A 22,489-nucleotide genomic window follows, 5' to 3' on the forward strand; every position below is an offset into this window, starting at 1 on the left:
GCTTCTAGAGCGAACGTTATTTTTTTGGCGGTTCACCTAAATTTTGTGTCTTTATCAAGTAAAGCTCATATTTCGGTGTCAGTCCATTTGGGGAGATGGAAATTGAATTGCATTCAAGCAACAACATTAGGATTAGCGATAGCGCTGAGTTTGCCGGCTGGCGCACAAACCTTAGAGCAGGCTGTAGCATTTACTTTAGAAAGTAACCCTGAAATCAAAAGTGCTTACAACGAGTATATTAGTAAACGTTACTTGAATGATGCATCAGGGGGAGCCTACCGACCAAGTATCGATTTAGATGGAGGTATTGGTTATGAACATACTGATCTCGCGACCAACCAAGACACCACCGACCTAACACGAAAAGAAGCAACGATTACGTTAACCCAATTGATATGGGATGGGGCTAATACGTCAAATGACATCGATCGTACTGCGGCTGACGCTGAGTCTGTGCGCTATCAACTGTTATCTAACGCCCAGGACATAGCACTTGAAGTAACAAAAGTGTATCTTGACGCAGTTAAAGCTTATGAAGTTCTTTCTCTCTCAGAAAGCAACTTAGCGACACACAAAGAGATATACAGTGATATTCGTAAGCGCGTGGAGTCAGGAATTGGCTCGACAGCAGATATGTCTCAAGTAGAAGCTCGTATTGCTAAAGCACATGGTAACTTACTCGCAGCTCAAAATAACTTGTTTGACACTCACACTCAATTTAAGCGACTTGTCGGACAATCTCCGCTGGGGCTAACCTTTCCTCGTGCCGATGCTGGTGCTATTCCATACACTGTTGATGGCGCCCTAGCAAAAGCCTTCAATCAACACCCTGTGATCAAGATAGCTCAAGCCGACGTTGATTCAGCAAAGTTTCAGTATAAGCAGTCGAAAAGCACCAACTACCCAACAGTGTCTTTTGAAGCAGCGCAAACCTGGCGTGATGATGCCGGAGGTACAGAAGGAAGTAGTGATGAATTCTCGGCAATGGTTCGCTTGAGGTACAATCTTTATAATGGTGGTTCAGATCAAGACCGCGCTGAAAGCGCCGCTTACCAACTGAACAAAGCCAAGGATCTTCGTGAGAGCACGTACCGCAATGTCGAAGAGAGCTTACGTCTTTCCTGGAGTGCTCTGGATTTGACGGTCCAGCAAAAAGAATTCCTATCTGATCACGTAGACTCGGCATCAGATACGGTTATCTCATATGAGAAGCAATACCGCATCGGTAAACGTACCCTTCTCGATTTGCTCAATACCGAGAATGAACTGTTTGAAGCTCGTAAAGGCTATTTAGATGCCAAGTATGACGAGCAATACGCAAAATATCGCGTTATGAACGCAACTGGTAATCTACTTACTGGCTTACGAGTTGAGATCCCTGAAGAATGGAATGAAAAGGTGGAATATTAATGAAGCTAACAAACACAGTTGTATCGCTTTGCTTCATGGTTATATCTACCCATGCTTTAGCTGACAACAATGAAGATGAATTTGAGTATCGTGCGCTTCCGCCTGTCACTCAAATTTACGATCTACAAGATGACGACAACGATGGCGTAATCAATGCGCGTGATTTGTGTGCCGATACGCAGATTGGTGCAGAAATAGATAACGACGGTTGTGGTTCATATTTCGAGTCGTCGGAGAAAAAAGAGCTCCATATACTCTTCGCCAATAACTCTACAGAAATTAACCCAGCTTTTCTTAACCAGATACGCCAAATGGCTGCCTTTTTGAAGCGTTACGAAAGTACCACTATTGAATTGCAAGGTTACGCTAGTAAGGTGGGTAATGCCGAGCACAACCTAATGCTGTCAAAAGAGCGGGCTGCCAACGTTAGACGTGCACTTATCAGCAACGGCATTCAACCTTCTAGAGTCAACATCGTTGGCCATGGTGATTCTGAGTTCAGTAGCAATGACACCAAAATCAACCACGCACTTCACCGTAAAGTCGTTGCTTCTGTGGCCGGTTTTAAAGGCAATATCAAAGAAGAATGGCATATTTTCACTAAGATTAAGAAGTAACCCTCCCCCTTTAACCATACTGAAACGCTATCTTAAATTCACGTTTCAGTATGGTTATAATTCCTTGAATAGCATATACCTAAGCCGTCTATAATGTTAATCTTGCCACGTTATCAACATAGAGAATTAATCCATGAGCAAACTAACAGCTGATACTCAAGCAAATCTAGAACTTTTCGTTTCTGAAACACAAGAAACTAAACTGGTATGGGGCCTTCGCAACGAAGAAGGTTGGCTAGCATGTGACTCAAGTGAATTCGAAAACAGCGAAGTGATGCCTTTCTGGTCTTCAAAAGAAGATGCTCAAACTCACAACGTTGAAGAGTGGGCTGACTTTGAAGTACTAGAAATTCCACTAGACATCTTTGTCGAAGATTGGCTACTAACTCTTGCTGAAGATGGCGTACTAGTAGGTGTTAACTGGAACGAATCTCTAGAAGGCAAAGAGCTTGAGCCTTCTGACCTAGCGAAATTATACATCTAATTTCAAGTATCGGCCGTGCAAATTGTACGGCCGATATCTCTCTGATAAAACTAAATAAATTAGAGATCCCGTTCGCAATCCCTGCCACAAACACCCCTCAAAAATTGAAGCAAGATCAAACTAATCATAGAATATCGTTCTTTATCTAATTGATAGCTTCTTGTGACACGTTCTCTTTTCCTTTGCTTTATATTTTTGGTTAGTTTTGTTACACACAGCCAACCAGTTAGTCCAAGTCTCTCTTTAGACTCACCTATCACTTTGCCAAGAGCATCTGATATAAACACTCCAAACGCTGATTGGAATACACTTTACCTATCGACTTTGAAGCACTCTCCTGAACGTGCGTTAAACATGCTGCAAACACGCTATACGAGCTCGACTGTTTACGGTGATAAGCTTTACCTATCATCTCTCCTCTATCAATACATGAGTCATCGCGATCAACCCTTCTATGGCATAGCTTCCAATGACAGCGAATACCAGGCAATTGAAAAAACATTTCTTTCTGCTCTGATGAAAGACGGCAAAGGTCAATATGAAGAGGCACAGCAAGGCTTTTTGACTCTGTTAGCAAAAATGCAATCTCGTAGCGATTCAACCGGCAAAGCACTGCTCAAGTACCAATTATGTCGATCCCTCAACGAACAAGCTAAATATCATCAAGCGAACTACTATTGCTCGGGGCTTGAGTCCGACTTACATGATGCCATCGATCCTGTGCTGCCCAAGTTCATTACTCATCGGGTCATCGCTAACAATCATCATTTTCGTAGTGACTACCACACCGCGTTAAATACCTATCTATCTTTGATCAAGGCATTCCCAAAAGGAAATGATATCTCTGGGGTTTACAACGATATTGGTAACTTACTCAAAGAGCTAAAACAGTATGAAAAATCAACTCAATACCTAGAGGAAGCGCTTGCCCTTAGAGCCGATGCTTCAGGCCTAATGAAGGCTCAGGTTCATCACAGCCTTGCTGATCTCTATTTAAATCAAAGCCAAAGCGACTTAGCGATTCATCACTTTGAACAAGCGCATAAATTACTAAGAGAATCATCCCATAACTACGGCATGGCAGTCACTCGTTTAGGGTTAGGTAAAGCTTATACGCAAACACAAAAGTATGATTTAGCGCGAAGCTATTTAGTAGAGTCACTCGAGGCTGCCAATGAATTGAACAATGATGGCATTCGTATCAATGCTTATCTGGCAGTGAGTGATATGTTCGAAGAGAAAAAGCTTATGGCTGAGGCACTTAATTATGCCGAGCAAGCTTTGAAGTTAGCGGAACAGGTATCAAGACACAAATACACAGCTCAAGCTCTACTTCAATTATCTGAGATACACAAAGCGCTTAATGATTACCAACAAGCGTTTATCTATTATCAACGATATTCATCCATTCAGATGGAAGCGCGAGATACAGACAACCGACTCGCACTCGAGGCGCTCGATATTGCTCATACCAAATATGAACAGGAACTAGAGAATTCCTTGTTAATGCATCAAGCGAACATTGACCGCCTTCATATCGAAAAAATGGAGCGCCAAAGCTGGGTTTACAACATCATTGTGATTCTATTGTTGTGTGGTGGGAGTTTTATGGTGTTCGCGAATAAAACAATTCGCTCAAAAGCAGCGATTGACGCTACGACCAAAGCGTACAACAGAACTGAGATCATAAGACGAATTAAACGGGTGAAGCGTTCTCAAGAAACGAATAAACAGCATGTTCTAGTCTTATTAGACTTAGATAAGTTTAAGAAAATCAATGATGAACATGGTCACCCAACCGGGGACAGAGCAATAGTTCACATTAGCAGACAAATCAGAAAGCATTTAATGAGCGGAGAGTTGTTTGGTCGTTTAGGTGGTGAAGAGTTTGTAGTAATGCTGACAGACACCCCCCCACCGGAAGTAAGAGAACGAGTTGAAGAGTTGCACTACGCCATATCAAGCACGGTCTTCTTATCAGAAAGTAAAAAGCCACTTAATGTAACCGCGAGTTTTGCTTACTTAGCAACCTCAAACGCATTAAGTGACTTTGATGACTTGTATTCAGTTCTTGATCAAGCGTTGTATCAAGCAAAGAGCAACGGCCGAAACTGCATCATCGATGCCTATAACGAACCTATTGATTTACCAGAAGTTATTTATTCTCAGCCTGTTTGCGAACCAACTCAGCCATGATGCTTTCGCGGTCACCTAGGTAATCATTAAGGCCGACTTTACGTAATTCACACGCTGGACAATCGCCACAACCATCACCAATGATGCCGTTGTAACAAGTTAGGGTTTTACTACGAACAAGCTCAAGTGCTGAGTATTGATCAGCTAAGGCCCAAGTTTCAGCCTTGTTTAGCCACATGAGTGGCGTTTTGATATCCAGCTGCTTATCCATACCTTGAACTAGCGCAGTGTTCATCGCTTTTACAAAGTCATTGCGACAATCAGGGTAACCAGAAAAGTCTGTTTCACACACACCGGTAATCACCGTTTCCGCGCCAATTTGGTACGCGTAAATGCCAGCCAGTGTTAAGAACAGAATGTTACGACCTGGGACAAACGAGTTTGGCAAACCGTTGTCTTGCAGTTCATGAGAAACAGGAATATCGTCACGAGTTAAAGAGCTGATAGCTAGCTCATTTAATAGAGTCACATCCATCACTTTGTGCGCTTTCACGCCTAACTCTTTAGCTAGTGATTCAGCGACTTCAATCTCGAGTTTATGACGCTGACCATAGTCAAACGTAATCGCATGAACTTCATCATACTCTTTTAATGCTTGAACTAGACACGTGGTTGAGTCTTGACCACCACTAAATACTACTACTGCTTTTTTCATTTCCATTCCTACCTAAAACTGACGAGCTTTCTACAACGGGTAAGTACTCTACAAAGTCACAAACTATGCGATGCTCAAGTACTTATGAGTTTGAATTGATAAGCGCCAATTGCGCTCAATGCAGGTATCAATACAAAGCTTCGTCGCACGATCTTTTTGGCTAATTGGTTGTAGAGCAATCACAGTATCGTCAGATACTTCTGCTCGTTCCAGTAAACCATCAAGTTGCTCGATATCCTTACTTGTTCCTACTGGGTGCTTAATCTCGTTCGCACGCTGTAAAGCGCTGTCTAAGATTTCCAGTTTCGCTTTCATTGCCACCTTGGGTGACACCGTAACCCAAGTATCAGGTGTCGCTTTGACTTCAGATGTACCGCTAGTCTCAATTTGGCAGCGACAGCCGTGTTTCTCAAATGCTTCAGTAAGAGGGACAAGATCATAAATACATGGCTCACCACCTGTAATCACAATGTGTTTTGCAGTGTAACCTTGCTTGATGTATTCATTCACGATTCCTTGAGCATCAATAGAAGACCAAGTCGGTGAATCCTCTGTCTTAACCATGATATCACCAAGGCTAGTCTCGTCTTCTGGCAAAGCTTCCCATGTCTGTTTGGTATCACACCAAGAACAGCCTACAGGGCAAATTTGCAGACGAACAAAAACAGCAGGAACGCCGGTAAACACGCCCTCACCCTGGATGGTTTCAAACATTTCGTTAATCTTGTACAACTTTCCCTCAGCTCAATCATTTGATGAAATTAATCAACCGCAGACCTTAAAGCACTTACCCCTTTTGGTCAAACAAATGAGTACTGATAAATCAGTTGATCAAAGCCCTAGCCTGAAGTTTCAAGTTCCCTTATCCTTTCGCCCGTTAGATTTCGTTAGCTTTTAATTTTTAGTAAGGAACAGCATGTACAAACTGATTGCTCTTGATATGGACGGTACACTTCTCAACAGTGACAAAGTGATTTCTCAAGAGAACAAAGACGCAATTGCTAAAGCTCGCGCTGCGGGTGTGAAAGTCGTTCTGGCTTCTGGCCGCCCTTTAGAAGGCATGCAAAGCAAACTCGATGAGCTTTCAATTAACGGCGAGGATGACTTTGTACTCTTCTACAATGGCTCTATGGTTCAGAATGTATCAACAAAAGAGATCATTCATAGCGAGATCAGTAATGGTAAAGTAGCAAAAGAAATCGCTGCACTTGCCGAACAGCTTGGTGGCTATGTCCATGCATTCAGCAAAGTTCATGGTTTAATTACACCAGAGAACAACGAATACACCGGCATTGAGGCGCGCATTAACGGCTTAGATATTACCGAATTCGATTTTTCTCAGTTGGAAGACGACCACGAAATAATTAAAACCATGATTGTTGCTGAGCCAACGAAACTGACAGACATCATCAGTAAATTGCCACAACAGCTTAAGAATCAGTTTACTATTGTTCAGAGCGCACCTTTTTTCTTAGAGTTCCTAAATCCGAACTCGAACAAAGGTGTTGGTATTGAAGCCATTGCCAAACACTTAGGCATTACAGCCGAAGAAGTAATCTGTATGGGCGACGCTGAAAATGACCACCATATGCTGGAATACGCGGGTCTGGGCATTGCAATGGACAACGCAATGGAAGAAACCAAGAAACTGGCAGATCACATCACAGCAAGCAACGACAATCATGGCGTAGCGGTTGCGATTGAAAAGTTTATCTTTAACTCGTAATCATTCGACTGGTATCGTAGACATTAAAAAGGCTGTGCAATGCACAGCCTTTTTGTAGTTAACAAGTATCGTTCGACTATTTTCTTGCCCAAGGCAAACGAAATGCCACAACACCAAACAAAATCAAAATTGGGAAGCGTAATGTCTCAACAATAAATGAAGCGATACCACTAAAAGAAACAAAGCTACCAGCCCAGCTAATCAGCAGATTTCCCGCAAGCAACATCGCCATCACGCCTAGTACAACCTTAAACGAGAATTGACCGATTAAAGGTTTAGAGTCCGTTAGAGTCACGAGGCAAGCAATGGTCATTAAAATAGCGACCCAGAATGAGAACGTTGGCAGTGGCCAGATAACTGTAAGTACGATTGATAGTAGGCATAAGCCCCACCAAACGCCTTTGGATCTTAATAGCACACTAATATCAACATCGGGTTTACTATCAAGTCTCACTATATGCCAAGTCGTTAAGGCGCCTAACAAACCGCCCATCAACACATCACTGAAAAATGCACTGCCCGTATAAGCTTTAAACAGCATAATCCAAAGTAGCCCGGCAAGTACAATCAGTATCGACTTCTGCTCAAAAAGACGTTTTAGTTTCCACAGCACCAACAAAGTTAAACTCACCCAAAGCGCTGCCAACAAACTTGGAAAACTATAACCACTGCTCATCACTAATTTCAATGTTGGGAGATAAGCGTGTGGACGTGGGAAACCAAAACCTTGGTGCGCTATCAAAGTCAGCAGTGTCACTGATATCAAGGTGAAACCGAACTTCAACGCAAAGTTGCGACCAAAATGCCAAGCGATTAATGGCAAAATCACAATGAAAGCCCACGGTTTTGCGAGTAGATCGGTCAATAGAACCGTATTAGAAAAGATACTAGGTAACTTATCGAACATGTTTTGCAGCGAGACAATCCAACCTAGTTCAACTTGGTGAACTTTTGGCGCTGCACCCACCAGCTCCGTCACATAAGTCACAGGCTGATTTGTCGCCAATAGAAACAGCTCATTAATCTCAGACCACTGTTCTGGGTAGCGGTATTCATTTGCTGGTAGCGCAGTAGGAGGAAGCAACATCGCCCTACTCACTTCGACGCCATAATGCGGAGCAAACCAAATAGGTAATTCAAAGCCACCTATCTCGTTTCGAGCTTGATAACTGATCACCTCAGAATCTGAGATACAATCATAAATAACAGCACTGTCTGTGTAACCAAGTACATCACCAACCGTTACGGATAGCCCCGCTTCTTCCCAGGTTTCGCGCTGCGCTGCGATAGCAGGTGATTCACCGGCGACTACGGTGCCTCCCGGGAGAGACAATTGCCCCGTGATCAGCTCATCAACTAACACAATTTGATTGTCAGCACGTACTACACACAAGGCGCCCGCAATATGATCAGGCAAGGTGTTGTTTGCCAAAGCGGGAGTAGTACTCAACAGAGAAATAATAAAAATCAATAGATATCGAATAGCCAACGAATTTACCTACAAATAATAGAAGAAATGGAGACTGCTATCGCAGTTGAACTATTGTAATGAAACACGCAAAAAATCGCTGTCTATGTTTTGTGCAAAGCCTTTCTCATCCATTGAATGTGAGGTGTGAACCCCATTTTTTGATAGAAGTCCTTGGCAGGAGAGTTAAAGTCCCAAACCTCGACAAACACTTGCGTTACACCATAGTTTTCGAAAGTGGATTCGATACGCTCAAACAACGACTGAGCGACATCCGCTTTTCGGTATTCCGGTAAAACAAAAAGCTCATCGACACTCCCCATCTGAACCGGCTTGCTCACTGTGGAGATAAGCTCACAAAAGTGTCCTGAAATGAACCCGACAATTAGCTGCCCTTTGAGCGCCACATACACTAGGCACTCTGGATCATCTAAGTACCTTGCAATACTCTTTTCCTGCTCGATCTCTTCAGCCGTCTTAAAGTGCTCAGGACAAGCAATATGATGGTGATGGTGAAGATCAAACATCAACTCATTAAGTTGCTCTAGATCGGTGTGCTTTGCAGCTCTTAGTGTGACGTTCATTATGAGTACGGTTCTCAGCCCAATTAATTATCTAAACAGAGTCTAGTTTACTTGCCATCACTAGCTATACAAGTGATTGAATTAATTCGTTGTTTGAACAGTGTATTTTAGATACAAAAATGACCACGTTGTCGTGGTCATTCGCGTTGAGATGGGATGGTTGTTAAACCTATTGGGCAAGAGTCGAGCATTATGCGCCGTCGCCTTTTTTCTCCTCTTTGCCTTCCTTAAGATCAACAAGCTGCTGCTCCAATTCAATCAACTTAATTTCCGCTTCGACTTCAGCGACTCGTTTCTCCGCATCAGTGCGGTTATCTTGCGACAAGCCATCAGCAGTCACTTGAGTTCGCTGAGCATTTCTCGCATCATCCGTATCCTTCATTGAACCCGCGACACCACCAGTAACACCACCCAATGCAGCACCTTTAACGGCCAAGCTTGCATCTCCAGTCAGTGCACCCGCTGTCGCTCCTAGTAACGCACCGCCTACCGCACCACGATTTCGTGCAGCATTCTCATTTTCGTTATCCATTGCCGGTGATGCACAGCCAGAAAGAGTCACAATCAGTGTCGCTAAAAGAAAAGGTTTAGTGAATGTCATAGGAGTCTCGCTTCGTTCTTCGTTTGGATTGACGCCATATTAAGCAGACGAACGAACAAGATAAATAAACGCAAGTTTAGATAAAACATAATGGTCTGCTATATATAACCCAATTTATGCATAACGAAATACTAAGTGCTTTGTGAGCCAGGGTTCTCTTCCCCAGACACAAAAAAGGCGATCCCATCGGATCGCCTATTAACCTGTATCAAATGAACCTCGCCCTATTTTCCGAGCTTTTGTGCGATCTCAGTTAAGCTTGTTGGGTCATCAATCGTCGAAGGTACTACGTATTGTTCACCTTCTGCAATTTGACGTATGGTTCTTCGTAAGATTTTACCTGAACGCGTCTTAGGCAATCTCTCGACTACTAAGGCTTGCTTGAAGCAGGCGACAGCACCAATCTCATTTCGAACCTTACCCACTAACTCAGCTTGAAGGTCTTCTCCATCCACTTTCACTCCATCTTTAAGAACAACCAATCCGAGAGGAAGCTGACCTTTTAAATCATCGTGAATACCAACCACAGCACATTCAGCAATGGCAGGGTGGCCACCAACAATTTCTTCCATTTCACCCGTAGACAAGCGGTGGCCCGCCACATTTATCACATCATCAATTCGGCCCATAATAAATAGGTAACCATCTTCATCAAGGTAACCGCCATCTCCCGAGACGTAGTACCCTGGGAATTGGCTTAAATAACCCGATTCAAACCTATCGTGGTTGCGCCATACCGTCGGTAAGCAACCAGGTGGAAGTGGTCGTTTAAGTGCGACAAACCTTGTTGATTAGCTTTTACAGGCTCACCCAACTCATTGAGGATCTCCACTTGATAACCCGGTACAGGTTTAGTTGAAGAGCCCGCTTTCACAAGCAAAGACTGAAGCCCCGTCGGATTTGCGGAAATCGCCCAACCCGTCTCCGTTTGCCACCAGTGATCGATAACTGGTTTGCTCGTGTGAGATTCGACCCAGTCCAATGTTGGCGGGTCTAAACGTTCACCTGCCATGAAAATAGACTTGAGTGATGATAAGTCATACTTGTTGAGCAACTCTCCTTCGGGATCTTCCTTCTTAATTGCCCGGAAGGCCGTTGGTGCCGAGAAAAGCACATCGACATTATACTCTTCACACACGCGCCAGAAAGCACCCGGATCTGGCGTTCGTACTGGCTTACCTTCATACAAAATGGTCGTACAACCATGAATCAATGGCGCATACACAATATAGGAATGCCCAACGACCCAACCGACATCAGAAGCAGCCCAAAACACACCGTCTTGCGGCATATCGTAGATAGTGCTCATCGAGTATTTCAACGCAACCGCATGACCACCATTATCACGTACAACCCCTTTTGGTTTACCTGTCGTTCCAGAGGTATACAGTATATATAGTGGGTCTGTTGCAAGAACAGGTACACACACATGTGGCAAGGCATCCTCAACGGCTTGTTGCCAGAGTACATCGCGTTCGTTGTTCAATTCGGCTAGTGACTGCTCTCTTTGGAATACCACCACTTTTTCAGGCTTCCAGCGGCTGTCCATGATTGCGCGATCGACCATCGGTTTATATGGCAGCACCTTGTTAATCTCAACACCACAAGATGCAGTAATCAACACCTTCGGCTCGGCATCCTCAATTCGAACGGCAAGCTCATGAGGAGCGAATCCGCCAAACACAACCGAGTGAACCGCTCCCAGTCGAGCACAAGCCAACATTGCCATTGCCGCTTCAGGAATCATTGGCATGTAGATCACCACACGATCACCCTTGGTTACGCCTTGCTCGGCAAGCATTCCAGCCGTTTTTGCCACTTGTTCGCGGAGTTCATTATAAGAATAAGAGGTCTTGACGCCAGTTACTGGCGAATCATAAATAAGCGCAACCTTGTCACCGCGTCCATGTTCACAATGATAATCCAGCGCTAACCAACAGGTATTCATTACCCCGTCAGGAAACCAACGTTCGATCCCATTCTTGTCGGCTTGTAAGATGTTTTGGGGTGATTCAAACCAATCAATGGCTTGTGATTGTGTTTCCCAGAACGAATTGGGGTCTTCCCTCGCCCATTGATACTCGGTGATGTAATCCGTTTCTCTATTCATTCGATTTGTAGCAGACATAGTGCCACCTCCATGATTCATCCATTTTCCAAGCGCCTGCCCTTCGGCAATAGCACTTGATTGCGCTCTTTTCTCAGCGTTGTGTTCGGAACATTTAACCGAACACGAAAATCGCTTTACTTGGGAAAAGGCACACGAATGGCACCTTCCATGATCACTCGGGCACTACGACTCATAATCGCCCTCTCAACTTTCCATCCGCTTTCTGTCTCTAGCGCTTTAGCACCTACCTTCAATGTTCCTGATGGATGCCCAAAAGTCACAAAGTCACGAGAGCCTCCTCCCGCCTCTAAATTCACTAGCGTGCCCGGCACACTCGCCGCTGAAGCAATCGCAACCGCAGCTGTGCCCATCATGGCGTGATGCAATTGCCCCATAGACAGAGCGCGTACCAGCAGATCTGTCTCATCCACAGCAACTGACTTGCCACTTGAAGCTTGATACGCTTGAGGCTTAGCAACAAAGGCAACCTTTGGGGTGTGCTGGCGTGATTCCGCTTGTTCTAACGAATCAATAAGCCCCATCGCAACTGCGCCATGCGCTCGGATAGACTCAAACATTTCTAGGGCTTTTGGATCGCTGTTGATATCTGATTGAAGCTCTGTGCCTAGATATCCGACCGATTCAGCATTAATAAAAATAGTCGGTATTCCCGCATTAATGTAAGTCGCCTTGATGCAACCTAGATCTGGAACATCTAAGAAATCGACCACATTTCCTGTAGGAAACATCGACCCACTCCCATCTGCCGGATCTAGAAAATCGACCTGAATTTCAGCGGAGGGGAAAGTGACACCATCAAGTTCAAAATCCCCCAACTCTTGAACTTCACCGTCCATGATAGGCACATGAACAATAATGGTTTTCTCGATATTAACTTGCCATACTCGCACTTCGACCACACCGTTTTCAGGGATACGGCTTGAATCAACTAATCCAGTATGAATGGCGAATGGACCAATCGCCGCAGACAAATTACCGCAGTTCCCGCTCCAATCGACAAATGGCTTGTCTATTGCTACTTGACCAAAGAGGTAGTCAACATCGTGATCGGTTTTATCACTCTTCGACACGATGACGGTTTTACTGGTACTGGAGGTCGCGCCTCCCATACCATCAGTTTGCTTACCATAAGGATCTGGGCTGCCAACCACACGCAGAAGAAACTCGTCTCTCGCAGGCCCCGCAACTTGCGCCGCTTCGGGTAAGTCATTCAAGCAGAAGAAAACACCCTTGCTGGTTCCTCCACGCATATAAGTTGCTGGGACTTTTATCTGTTTAATGTTCATCACAGGCTCCTATTGCGCGAGAAAGTCTTTGGCAAAGCGTTGTAATACGCCACCAGCGCTATACACACTTACTTCGTCTGCCGTATCCAATCTACAGGTCACTGGCACATCAAGTTTTTCTCCGCTTTTACGTGTGATCACTAAAGCCAAATCAGAACCCGCCTGGATGTCGCCATACACGTCGTACAGTTCGGTCCCATCCAACTCTAAGGTGTTGCGATTGATTCCCGCTTTGAATTGCAAAGGCAAAACGCCCATACCCACTAAGTTAGTTCTGTGGATTCGCTCAAAACCTTCAGCAACAATCACTTCAACACCCGCTAATCGGACGCCTTTAGCCGCCCAGTCGCGTGATGAACCTTGTCCATAGTCTGCGCCAGCCACAACAATCAAAGGTTGTTTACGGTTCATGTAGGTTTCTATCGCTTCCCACATTCGGGTAACCTGCCCTTCGGGCTCAACTCGGGCTAATGAACCTTGCACGACTTCTCCAGCGTCCTTCACCATTTCGTTAAACAGTTTTGGGTTGGCGAATGTTGCTCGTTGCGCGGTTAAATGATCGCCACGATGTGTCGCGTAAGAGTTAAAGTCTTCTTCTGGAACGTCCATTTTTGCGAGATACTCACCTGCCGCACTTGATGCAAGAATCGCATTTGATGGCGATAGGTGATCCGTAGTGATGTTGTCACCTAAAATGGCTAAAGGCCTCATGCCAGATAGGCTTCGTTCACCTGCGAGAGCCCCTTCCCAATAAGGCGGTCTACGAATATAGGTACTTTGAGGTCGCCAGTCATAAAGCGGTTCAGTCGTTACCTGTTCCCCATCCGGCTGGAACATTTTCACGTAGATTTGTTGGAATTGCTGAGGCTTAACATGCTCACCGACAACCGCATCGATCTCTGCATCACTCGGCCACAAGTCACTTAAATAGATTGGTTTACCATTGTTGTCAGTGCCTAAGCTGTCTTTCTCGATATCAAAGCGAATCGTACCCGCTAAGGCATAAGCAACCACCAATGGCGGTGAAGCTAGAAAGGCTTGTTTTGCATAAGGATGGATTCGACCATCAAAATTTCGATTGCCCGATAACACCGCAGTGGAATAGAGGTCGCGCTCAATGATCTCTTGTTGAATTTGAGGAGCCAACGCTCCACTCATACCGTTACACGTCGTACATGCATAGCCGACAATGCCGAAACCCAACTGTTCCAGTTCTGGAAGTAAACCTGCTGACTCTAAATAGAGCTTGGCAACCTTAGATCCTGGAGCAAATGACGTTTTCACCCAAGGCTTACGAACCAGACCAAGTTGATTCGCTTTTTTTGCCACTAGTCCTGCTGCTACCACGTTTCTTGGGTTACTGGTATTAGTGCAAGAGGTAATCGCGGCGATAATTACCGCGCCATCAGGCATTTGCTCGTCGCTATATTGTTCCGCGTGTTGCGCTTTCCAAGAAGCTTGGCTGATACCCTGCTGAGCAAGCTCACTGGTTGGTAAACGGCGATGTGGGTTCGAAGGTCCTGCGAGGTTTCGCTCAACTTTCGACAAATCAAACTCCAATACACGCTCATATTGAGCCGAATCGAGATCATCCGCCCAGAGTCCGGTTTGCTTTGCGTAAAGCTCAACTAACTCTACTTGCTCAGGATCACGACCTGTCAGCTTAAGATATTGAATGGTCTGCTCATCGATGTAGAACATACCTGCCGTCGCGCCGTATTCAGGTGTCATGTTTGAGATAGTCGCACGATCACCAATGGTCAGTGCACGAGCACCTTCACCGAAGAATTCCAAGTAGCTTGAAACCACTCTTTCATTGCGAAGAAACTCAGTAATAGCAAGCACAATATCAGTAGCCGTAATACCTTCTTGCCTTTGACCGGTAAGTTTAACGCCCACGATGTCTGGTAAACGCATCATAGACGGACGACCTAGCATCACAGTCTCGGCTTCCAAGCCGCCCACACCTATTGCAATAACACCCAGAGCATCAACATGCGGAGTATGGCTGTCGGTACCGACACAGGTATCAGGGAACGCGATACCTTCTTTAGATTGAATAACCGGGGACATTTTCTCCAAGTTAATCTGGTGCATAATCCCGTTACCCGCAGGGATCACACTCACGTTTTTAAACGCGGTTTTACACCATTCAATAAAATGAAAACGGTCTTCGTTTCTGCGCTCTTCAATCGCGCGGTTTTTATCAAATGCTTCGTTATCAAACCCGGCATGTTCCACTGCCAAAGAGTGATCAACAATCAGTTGAGTTTCGACCACTGGGTTCACCTTGGCAGGGTCTCCGCCTTGGTCGGCAATCGCATCGCGTAAGCCAGCTAAATCAACCAGAGCGGTCTGACCCAGAATGTCATGACACACGACACGCGCTGGATACCAAGGAAAATCTAAGTCGCTCTTGCGTTCAATGATCTGCTTTAAGCTGTCTTCAAGGGTTTCAGGATCACAGCTTCTTACCAATTGCTCCGCCAACACTCGGGACGTGTAAGGTAAGGTTTTATAGCTACCCGGAGATATCGCGTCTACCGCTTCACGGGCGTCGAAATATTCCAAGCCAGTTCCCGGTAGAGCCTTTCTGTATTGGCTATTTTCAACGCCTATATTTTGATCAAGGCTCGGGGTTTTCTCAATTTTCACATCAGACATACATCCACCATTATCTAAAATTCTATTCATTGGTTCTCAAGGACAACTCGATATATGAGCCACCTTGAGACAGAAGGATTAACGTAAATGAATAGGTAGCCAGTCTTGATGCTCCGGCCCGGTGTAGTCTGCACTTGGACGAATGATGCGATTATTTTCTCTCTGTTCGAACACGTGCGCCGTCCAGCCCGTAAGGCGGCTCATCACGAAGATCGGAGTAAACAGTTTGGTTGGAATATCCATGAAGTGGTAGGCCGATGCGTGGAAAAAGTCCGCATTACAGAACAAGCCTTTCTCACGCTTCATAACCGCTTCAACGCGCTCAGATACAGCATAAAGCTGCTCGTCGCCAACTTCTTGCGCTAGCTCTTTTGACCAACGTTTGATTAGCGCGTTACGTGGGTCGCTCTCACGATAAATGGCGTGACCGAAACCCATGATTTTGTCTTTGTTAGCAAGCATCTTCATGATGTTCGCTTCAGCTTCATCGGCGGTTTTCCAATCTTGGATCATTTCCATTGCCGCTTCATTCGCACCGCCATGCAGTGGGCCTCTTAGTGTGCCAATTGCTGCTGTCACACACGAATGGATATCCGACAGTGTTGATGCACAAACCCGAGCCGCAAAAGTAGAGGCATTAAACTCATGCTCTGCATAAAGCGTTAGCGAACAATGCATCACCTTCTTATGCAATTCACTCGGTGCTTTGTCCGTTAGCATCTTCAAGAAGTAACCACCTAAACATGATTCGCTTTGATCCTGTGTATCAATTCGCACACCATCGTGACTGAAGCGATACCAATAGCAGATAATGGCAGGGAAAAGTGCAAGCATACGTTCTGTTGATGATAGCTGCTCAGAGAAGTCAGATTCTTGCTCTAAGTTACCCAACATTGAGCAACCTGTTCTCATCACATCCATAGGGTGAGCGTCTGCAGGGATAAGTTCTAAAGCGGCTTTCAACGGTTCAGGCAAGCCACGTAAACCAATCAACAATGTTTTGTAGTCGTCTAACTCTTTTTCACTGGGTAGATGACCTCTTAGTAGCAGGTGTGCGACTTCTTCAAATTGAGCATGATTCGCAAGGTCGGTTATGTCATAGCCACGGTAAGTTAAACCCGTTCCTGATTTGCCAACCGTACATAGCGCCGTCGAGCCTGCGCTTTGCCCTCGCAGACCAGCACCACCAATCGCTGGTGCTGCACTTACTTGTTGTTTTACTGCAGAAGCATTATCGACAGTTGCTTGATCACTCAAAGATAAAGACATGATGAACTCCTTTTCTGGGTTAGCCGCCCTGCACTCTTTGGTGCTGACTATTTATATTCAGTGACCGCAACTATCTCATTCGATTTGACGGACCCGATGTGACTAACTAACCATTCACGTTATTGGATTAAGTTGATGTTTTAATATTTGAAACTGTGTTTATTCTTCACTCGAAAACAATTGATCCAGCTTGTTCTCGTAGTCGTGGTAATTCAGGTGCTCATAGAGCTCTTTACGAGTTTGCATTGAATCCAACAGTGCTTCTTGATTACCTTCAACTAGCAAGTGCTTATAAACATTCTCTGCCGTTTTGTTCATTGCGCGGAATGCACTGAGTGGATAAAGCACCATGTCGACATGAGATTGCGCCAGCTCTTTGCAGTTGTAGAGTGGGGTTTGTCCAAATTCGGTGATATTGGCCAAGATTGGCACATGCTTACCTGTCGCTGATTTGAGCGCTTCAGAAAACTTTACATATTGGTCGAGCTGATTCATCGCTTCAGGGAAGATCATGTCTGCGCCCGCTTCAACACACGCAATCGCTCGCTCAATCGCGCTATCAATGCCTTCAACTGCCAATGCATCGGTACGAGCCATGATCACAAAGCTCTCATCAGTTCTTGCATCGGTTGCCGCTTTTACTCGATCGACCATTTCTTGTTGGCTAACAATCGCTTTATTTGGTCGGTGACCACATCTCTTCTGAGCCACTTGGTCTTCCATGTGAATGGCAGCAGCGCCAGCTTTTTCCATCGCTCGAATGGTTCGTGCAATATTAAACGCCCCACCAAATCCCGTATCAATATCCACCAGCAAAGGTAAATCACACGCGTTGGTAATGCGTTCCACATCCACCAACACATCGTTCAATGTGGTAATACCCAGATCAGGCAAACCGTAAGACGCATTGGCGATACCTCCACCAGACAAGTAGATAGCCTGATGACCTAAGTTCTTTGCCATCATCGCGCAATACGGATTTACCGTGCCGACGATCTGCAGTGGATCATTGTCTTGCACAGCTTGGCGGAACTTCGCTCCTGCTGATAACTTCATAATGACGCTCCCTGTTTAATGTTGATTTTGTAATTTTTTAATCCACACCTTTGGATTGAATTTGTTGTTCGATAAGCAGACGACTACCGGATATGTGTCGACGCATCAGCATTTCTGCTAGCTCTTCATCACGGTTACGGATTGCTTGTAGGATATATTTATGTTCATCAAGCGCCTCTTTTGGTCGAGACTGCGCTCTAGGTGATTGATAGCGATACATGCGTAACAAGTGGTAAAGCTCATCACACAGTAGAGAAATAAGTTTGCTGTTGCGGCTGGCTTTAATGATTCGATAATGGAAGTCGAAATCGCCGTGTTGATGAAAGTAGGAAGAACCCTCGACTTCATCGATATGTTGGGAATGTGTCGACAATAATCCTTCAAGCCCGATAAGCTCATCTTGTGTGATGTGTCTTGCTGCTAGCCTTGCAGCCATGCCTTCTAGAGCCTCTCGAACCGCGTAAAGCTCAAGTAGCTTGTCAGCAGAAAAGGTAATCACTCGGGCGCCAATATGAGGAATTCGCTCAATCAGCCCTAACCCTTCGACACGCATAATCGCTTCACGCAAAGGACCACGACTGACCTCAAAGCGTTTAGCTAACTCGGGTTCCGAGATCTTGCTACCAGGCGCTAACTCGCCGTTAACTATCGCTTCAACCAAGTATTCCGTCAGGCTTTCTGACTTGGTATTTTCTTTTTCACCAATACGCGTTTTTATGTTAGCGCTTAAGGCAAGATCTTTTGTCGCAGTATTCATATTCACTCTGCTCACTTCTCATTGTCGAACCAAAACTGTCAACAATTTAACAACATGAACATAAAATACACGATCAAATTGTCGACAATCAAGATAATTGTCGACAATTTAGACTAAGGTATGACGCAGAAAAGCTGAACAATATGAGGTTGGATTGGTGAATTATCTTTAGCAGAACCCGATGGGGTATTAATGTATTACCAGCGCTACGAGTCAAGTGAAAGTATATGGGACGAAACAGTACGTATGGAAATTTACCGTTTTACACGCTTTTTGATTTCTGACATTAACGGTCTACTCGTTTGAATCAGGTTATTGGCACGTATTGTTGACTGCGAGAACGCGATACCAACGTTGGGAACTCAAATATTCCGCCCTTGATAAGTACGATGTGTTGGCTAAAGTAATTCACGGCACTACGACTCACATCTCGGGTTCGCGTTTTCATTACGATGTCAGATGCTGTGAAAAACAGCTCTTCAAAATGAGGGTCGGTTTTATGTTCGGTAAAGTCCTCTACCTCAGAATCATATAAACAGTACTCGAAAACATTTTTGTGTCTCTCGACCACTTGCGCTTCAGAAGTAAATAACACCCCATCGCCGCTATTCGAAAAAGAGTAAGACATGATGGAAAAGTGCTCATCAGTAAAATTGGTCGAGCTTAATGTCTTGAGTTTGAGCCCGTTCTTTCTTTCAACGTACTGTTTATAGTTGTAGACAAAGCTTAAGTTGTGACGATTCTGATGCGTATAATGCCTAATAAAAGAAAAAAGCATAAAAACTAAACTTAACAGAAAGAAAAAGTGATACTTATTAAAATTTTTCAAGGATATTTTTAATTTTTTCATTTTGAGAGTGAACTGAGATTATATAGTTATTGGCATAAGAGTTTTGCGATACATCTTCTAACGCATAGGCGAAGTAAACCTTCTTACCTTCAACTTGATAAAATAGCGTCATATCGGTATTCAGTTGACTAATAAGGTTCAATAATAGCTTAGGCGCAGTATGATCCCTTAAAGTGATCAGGTTGATATTATTACCAGCCTGACTCTCCAAGACCTTTAAATGGTAGTCAGATGATATAAAAGAATCTTTCATATATGGGGAGATCTGGGATAAACCTGAGTAAGCATAATCCTGGTACAAAAAATAACCACCAACAGCAAGATTTAAGCTTATAAAGAGCGTTAAAATAGGTTTTGCCTTGGTTGATATCTTGCTTGTAATCTCCTGATATAAGGGCTCGTTCTTTTCAATTTCTGGCTCTTCTGAGTCCAGGCTTATCAGTGCGTTATCGATAAACACATTCAGTTTAGTGCTTATGCTGTAACCAACACCACGGAATGCCGTAATTTCAACGTTCGCCTCTAGATCATAAAAGGCCTTTCTCAAAAGCGAAATACTTCGTTTTATCGACCCCTCAGTCACCACCTTGTTCTTCCAAACTGTATCTAATATGGTCGACTTTTCGACCATTTCTCCTTGCTTTTCCAATAAAAGAATCGCTAATTTAAACTCGTTATTATTGAGCAGTAATTCCTTTTCTCGATAAGTTATTTTATTTTTCCCACTATCAAATTCTACATTCATTGATAGAAAAACCTCATTAAAGCATTTAGATTCATAAAATCACATCGATTGTAATCACAGATCAATTATACCTAGTAAGCAACTTGATAAACACAGTCGCCCAATCAGAATTGAAATGAATCCTAGAAAGGATTTAATTACCCCATATCACTACGCAAAAATAGAGGAAAAACGTTTACTATTTGACCTGAAATTTATTTGATTTACCAAGAAAATAAAAAAGCCACAGTTTTATACATAAACTGTGGCTTTTTGATTGATACCTAACCATTTAACTAACAAATGATTAAGACTAATAGTAGTCAGGCTTTCGGCTCATGCTCTTGCAATACAGGCTACAAAGCCATCACTTGGTTTACTTGTTCACATAAGCTGGCATTAAGCGTGTTGTCCCAATCATTTTCCGTAACAAACTCACCCTTAGTGTTAAAAACCGTCACATTATCTTTTTCTGAAGCGTACGGTGTGAATGTAGAGGTTTGTAACCACTGCGACATAAGATCATTTTTAACCGACTTATCTTTGCTAGAAAATTCTGCAGGTCCGGATACCGCATTCACCTCATTACCGAAAATAAAAGAAAGCTCTGCACCATGACATGAACTCTCCGATGCCTTACACGTTTTGGCAAAGCTCTCTACGTAGTAGTCAGGCCACAGGCTAAAATCAGGTTGATAGTTGAACTGGTACAGCGCCGCATTCGAACCACCTGCAGCCAAGTTTTGCGCAACCTGTTGAGATGAACACGCAAACAGCACTTGATTCATGAGTTTGCGGGCATTGGTTTTACGCTTTGCTGCGGTGCTATTCCAGAAGCTTAATTTGAACTCCGGGATATTACGCAGCTTAGAGCCCTTATCTGCACCGAAAAACAGATCAATCAGTGAGTTATAACTGCCGGGTAAATCAAGAAGCGCATCAAACGGCGCAACAAAGATATTCGACTCATCTTGGTTGAAACCCAGAGTCACATCAACGCCATTTATCGATTTTAGTTCACTCGGCTGATACGGGACAGTCTCTCCATCGACATAGGGTGCCCAAGATAACAGACCCGCTGTTTTAGGGGTAATACTAGTCAAGCTATTCAGCTGCGTTGCCGCCGCTTTCATTTGAACTTGGACATCCACGATCTCTTCAAAAGGCACGCTAGAAATGTCTTTGTTCTTTCCAAGCTTATCTTGAACAACACCCGCTACCCATTTCGCTGACTCCGCATCTTTGTACTTAACGCCATATGGATTACTTTCCATGATGGCACGTTGGTACAGGTGAGAGTTTTGTTGCTCATCCATTAATTGGATGCCAATCGACATCGCACCTGCACTTTCACCAAACAAAGTAATGTTGTCGGCATCGCCACCAAAACTATCAATATTGGCATGAATCCACTGCAACGCCGCCTTCTGGTCTTGGATACCGTAGTTACCAGAGTGTTGTTCACTGTAGTAGCTACCAAGAATACCCAAACGGTAATTCATGCTAACCAGAATAAAGGGGTTGCCCTCATCTGCATTTTTAGCAACAAGCTTCGCGCCATCAAACTGCTTAACTGTACTAGAGCCTAGCTCAAATGCACCGCCATGAATGAACACATAAACGGGCAGCTTTTCGCCTTGTTCAACCCCAGATGGGCGCCAAACGTTCGCATTTAAACAGTCTTCACTTTGTGTTTCTTGTACTACGCCGTTCGCTTCCATTGTGTGAGGTATTTGCGGGCAGATATCCCCTGCAGAAGTCACATTATAATGAACGCCCGCTTTAAAGTGATTAAGCTTGGGGGCCTGAAAGCGTTCTGCTGAAGCATATTTTACGCCCATAAACGCATCGACTTGTGATGAATAGCCCACCGGCGAATGCGCTAGGCCTTGTAGTGTCGCCCCTTCAATATCCACGCTTGGTGCTGCAATAGCTTGGTTGCTTAACGCTAGAACGGCGCTTGCAATCGAGATTGATAATGTATTTTTCATCGGTTTACTCAAAAATAGAG

Annotated in this window: 18 protein-coding genes and 1 pseudogene; 5 read left to right on the plus strand and 14 right to left on the minus strand. The window is 44.3% G+C overall.

Features of this window, described 5'->3' with window-relative positions; translation table 11 throughout:
* Nucleotides 1-102: 102 nt before the first annotated feature.
* The 4 genes from OCV52_RS08590 to OCV52_RS08605 all read left to right on the plus strand — a co-directional run bounded on the left by OCV52_RS08590 (nt 103) and on the right by OCV52_RS08605 (nt 4,707).
* A complete protein-coding gene (locus OCV52_RS08590; protein ID WP_449369296.1) occupies nt 103-1,410 on the plus strand; it encodes a TolC family outer membrane protein in 1,308 nt (435 codons plus the stop codon).
* Complete coding sequence (locus OCV52_RS08595) at nt 1,410-2,027, plus strand: OmpA family protein (RefSeq protein ID WP_137406483.1); 618 nt, start codon at nt 1,410-1,412, stop codon at nt 2,025-2,027. The genes OCV52_RS08590 and OCV52_RS08595 overlap by 1 nt, the downstream gene beginning before the upstream one ends.
* A 133-nt stretch (nt 2,028-2,160) precedes the next feature.
* Nucleotides 2,161-2,511, plus strand: a complete 351-nt coding sequence (locus OCV52_RS08600; protein WP_004738289.1) for a DUF2750 domain-containing protein — start codon at nt 2,161-2,163, stop codon at nt 2,509-2,511.
* Nucleotides 2,512-2,865: 354 nt separating this feature from the next.
* Entirely contained in the window at nt 2,866-4,707 is a 1,842-nt protein-coding gene (locus OCV52_RS08605; RefSeq protein ID WP_390903402.1) for a tetratricopeptide repeat-containing diguanylate cyclase, read from the plus strand.
* Here OCV52_RS08605 and queC read toward each other — a convergent pair.
* A complete protein-coding gene (queC, locus tag OCV52_RS08610) occupies nt 4,667-5,362 on the minus strand; it encodes a 7-cyano-7-deazaguanine synthase QueC (protein ID WP_137406485.1) in 696 nt (231 codons plus the stop codon). The two genes, OCV52_RS08605 and queC, sit on opposite strands and share 41 nt — an antisense overlap.
* Before the next feature lie 63 nt (nt 5,363-5,425).
* Nucleotides 5,426-6,094 (minus strand): 7-carboxy-7-deazaguanine synthase QueE, encoded by a 669-nt coding sequence (queE, locus tag OCV52_RS08615; RefSeq protein WP_313956299.1) that lies wholly within the window; start codon nt 6,092-6,094, stop codon nt 5,426-5,428.
* 184 nt (nt 6,095-6,278) lie between these two features.
* On the opposite strand from queE, the gene OCV52_RS08620 reads away from it, so the two are divergent.
* Nucleotides 6,279-7,088: a Cof-type HAD-IIB family hydrolase gene (locus OCV52_RS08620; RefSeq protein WP_137406486.1), complete on the plus strand. Its 810-nt coding sequence runs from the start codon at nt 6,279-6,281 to the stop codon at nt 7,086-7,088.
* 76 nt (nt 7,089-7,164) lie between these two features.
* Here the strand turns inward: OCV52_RS08620 and OCV52_RS08625 are convergent, their stop codons facing one another.
* The 12 genes and pseudogenes from OCV52_RS08625 to OCV52_RS08680 all read right to left on the minus strand — a co-directional run bounded on the left by OCV52_RS08625 (nt 7,165) and on the right by OCV52_RS08680 (nt 22,469).
* Entirely contained in the window at nt 7,165-8,577 is a 1,413-nt protein-coding gene (locus OCV52_RS08625) for a bifunctional NUDIX hydrolase/phosphatase PAP2 family protein (protein WP_137406487.1), read from the minus strand.
* Between the two features lie 83 nt (nt 8,578-8,660).
* Nucleotides 8,661-9,140: a GNAT family N-acetyltransferase gene (locus OCV52_RS08630; RefSeq protein WP_061033470.1), complete on the minus strand. Its 480-nt coding sequence runs from the start codon at nt 9,138-9,140 to the stop codon at nt 8,661-8,663.
* Nucleotides 9,141-9,330: 190 nt separating this feature from the next.
* Complete coding sequence (locus tag OCV52_RS08635; protein WP_137406488.1) at nt 9,331-9,741, minus strand: glycine zipper domain-containing protein; 411 nt, start codon at nt 9,739-9,741, stop codon at nt 9,331-9,333.
* Between the two features lie 224 nt (nt 9,742-9,965).
* Nucleotides 9,966-11,869: pseudogene (locus tag OCV52_RS08640) on the minus strand (propionyl-CoA synthetase).
* Between the two features lie 116 nt (nt 11,870-11,985).
* Nucleotides 11,986-13,158, minus strand: a complete 1,173-nt coding sequence (prpF, locus tag OCV52_RS08645) for a 2-methylaconitate cis-trans isomerase PrpF (protein WP_137406489.1) — start codon at nt 13,156-13,158, stop codon at nt 11,986-11,988.
* Nucleotides 13,159-13,167: 9 nt separating this feature from the next.
* On the minus strand, nt 13,168-15,822 hold the full coding sequence (gene acnD / locus OCV52_RS08650; protein ID WP_137406490.1) for a Fe/S-dependent 2-methylisocitrate dehydratase AcnD: 2,655 nt from the start codon (nt 15,820-15,822) through the stop codon (nt 13,168-13,170).
* Between the two features lie 78 nt (nt 15,823-15,900).
* Complete coding sequence (gene prpC / locus OCV52_RS08655) at nt 15,901-17,091, minus strand: bifunctional 2-methylcitrate synthase/citrate synthase (protein WP_137406491.1); 1,191 nt, start codon at nt 17,089-17,091, stop codon at nt 15,901-15,903.
* 159 nt (nt 17,092-17,250) lie between these two features.
* On the minus strand, nt 17,251-18,147 hold the full coding sequence (prpB, locus tag OCV52_RS08660; RefSeq protein WP_137406492.1) for a methylisocitrate lyase: 897 nt from the start codon (nt 18,145-18,147) through the stop codon (nt 17,251-17,253).
* Nucleotides 18,148-18,184: 37 nt separating this feature from the next.
* Nucleotides 18,185-18,904 carry a GntR family transcriptional regulator gene (locus OCV52_RS08665; protein ID WP_137406493.1) on the minus strand — a complete coding sequence of 240 codons (720 nt, stop codon included), beginning with the start codon at nt 18,902-18,904 and terminating at the stop codon, nt 18,185-18,187.
* A gap of 307 nt (nt 18,905-19,211) precedes the next feature.
* Nucleotides 19,212-19,532: a hypothetical protein gene (locus OCV52_RS08670; RefSeq protein ID WP_239936268.1), complete on the minus strand. Its 321-nt coding sequence runs from the start codon at nt 19,530-19,532 to the stop codon at nt 19,212-19,214.
* A 187-nt stretch (nt 19,533-19,719) separates the two neighbouring features.
* Nucleotides 19,720-20,499 carry a winged helix-turn-helix domain-containing protein gene (locus tag OCV52_RS08675; RefSeq protein ID WP_137406494.1) on the minus strand — a complete coding sequence of 260 codons (780 nt, stop codon included), beginning with the start codon at nt 20,497-20,499 and terminating at the stop codon, nt 19,720-19,722.
* A gap of 335 nt (nt 20,500-20,834) precedes the next feature.
* Complete coding sequence (locus tag OCV52_RS08680; RefSeq protein WP_137406495.1) at nt 20,835-22,469, minus strand: carboxylesterase family protein; 1,635 nt, start codon at nt 22,467-22,469, stop codon at nt 20,835-20,837.
* Nucleotides 22,470-22,489 lie beyond the last annotated feature (20 nt).

Origin of the sequence: Vibrio chagasii, assembly GCF_024347355.1 — a bacterium.
Lineage (GTDB): Bacteria > Pseudomonadota > Gammaproteobacteria > Enterobacterales > Vibrionaceae > Vibrio > Vibrio chagasii.

Bases quoted from the DNA above. Each gene is read 5' to 3' on its own strand.
- OCV52_RS08595 (WP_137406483.1), top strand. From the start codon at position 1,410: ATGAAGCTAACAAACACAGTTGTATCGCTTTGCTTCATGGTTATATCT.
- OCV52_RS08600 (WP_004738289.1), top strand. From the start codon at position 2,161: ATGAGCAAACTAACAGCTGATACTCAAGCAAATCTAGAACTTTTCGTT.
- OCV52_RS08605 (WP_390903402.1), top strand. From the start codon at position 2,866: ATGCTGCAAACACGCTATACGAGCTCGACTGTTTACGGTGATAAGCTT.
- queC (WP_137406485.1), bottom strand. From the start codon at position 5,362: ATGAAAAAAGCAGTAGTAGTATTTAGTGGTGGTCAAGACTCAACCACG.
- OCV52_RS08620 (WP_137406486.1), top strand. From the start codon at position 6,279: ATGTACAAACTGATTGCTCTTGATATGGACGGTACACTTCTCAACAGT.
- OCV52_RS08630 (WP_061033470.1), bottom strand. From the start codon at position 9,140: ATGAACGTCACACTAAGAGCTGCAAAGCACACCGATCTAGAGCAACTT.
- OCV52_RS08635 (WP_137406488.1), bottom strand. From the start codon at position 9,741: ATGACATTCACTAAACCTTTTCTTTTAGCGACACTGATTGTGACTCTT.
- prpF (WP_137406489.1), bottom strand. From the start codon at position 13,158: ATGAACATTAAACAGATAAAAGTCCCAGCAACTTATATGCGTGGAGGA.
- acnD (WP_137406490.1), bottom strand. From the start codon at position 15,822: ATGTCTGATGTGAAAATTGAGAAAACCCCGAGCCTTGATCAAAATATA.
- prpC (WP_137406491.1), bottom strand. From the start codon at position 17,091: ATGTCTTTATCTTTGAGTGATCAAGCAACTGTCGATAATGCTTCTGCA.
- prpB (WP_137406492.1), bottom strand. From the start codon at position 18,147: ATGAAGTTATCAGCAGGAGCGAAGTTCCGCCAAGCTGTGCAAGACAAT.
- OCV52_RS08665 (WP_137406493.1), bottom strand. From the start codon at position 18,904: ATGAATACTGCGACAAAAGATCTTGCCTTAAGCGCTAACATAAAAACG.
- OCV52_RS08670 (WP_239936268.1), bottom strand. From the start codon at position 19,532: ATGTCTTACTCTTTTTCGAATAGCGGCGATGGGGTGTTATTTACTTCT.
- OCV52_RS08675 (WP_137406494.1), bottom strand. From the start codon at position 20,499: ATGAATGTAGAATTTGATAGTGGGAAAAATAAAATAACTTATCGAGAA.
- OCV52_RS08680 (WP_137406495.1), bottom strand. From the start codon at position 22,469: ATGAAAAATACATTATCAATCTCGATTGCAAGCGCCGTTCTAGCGTTA.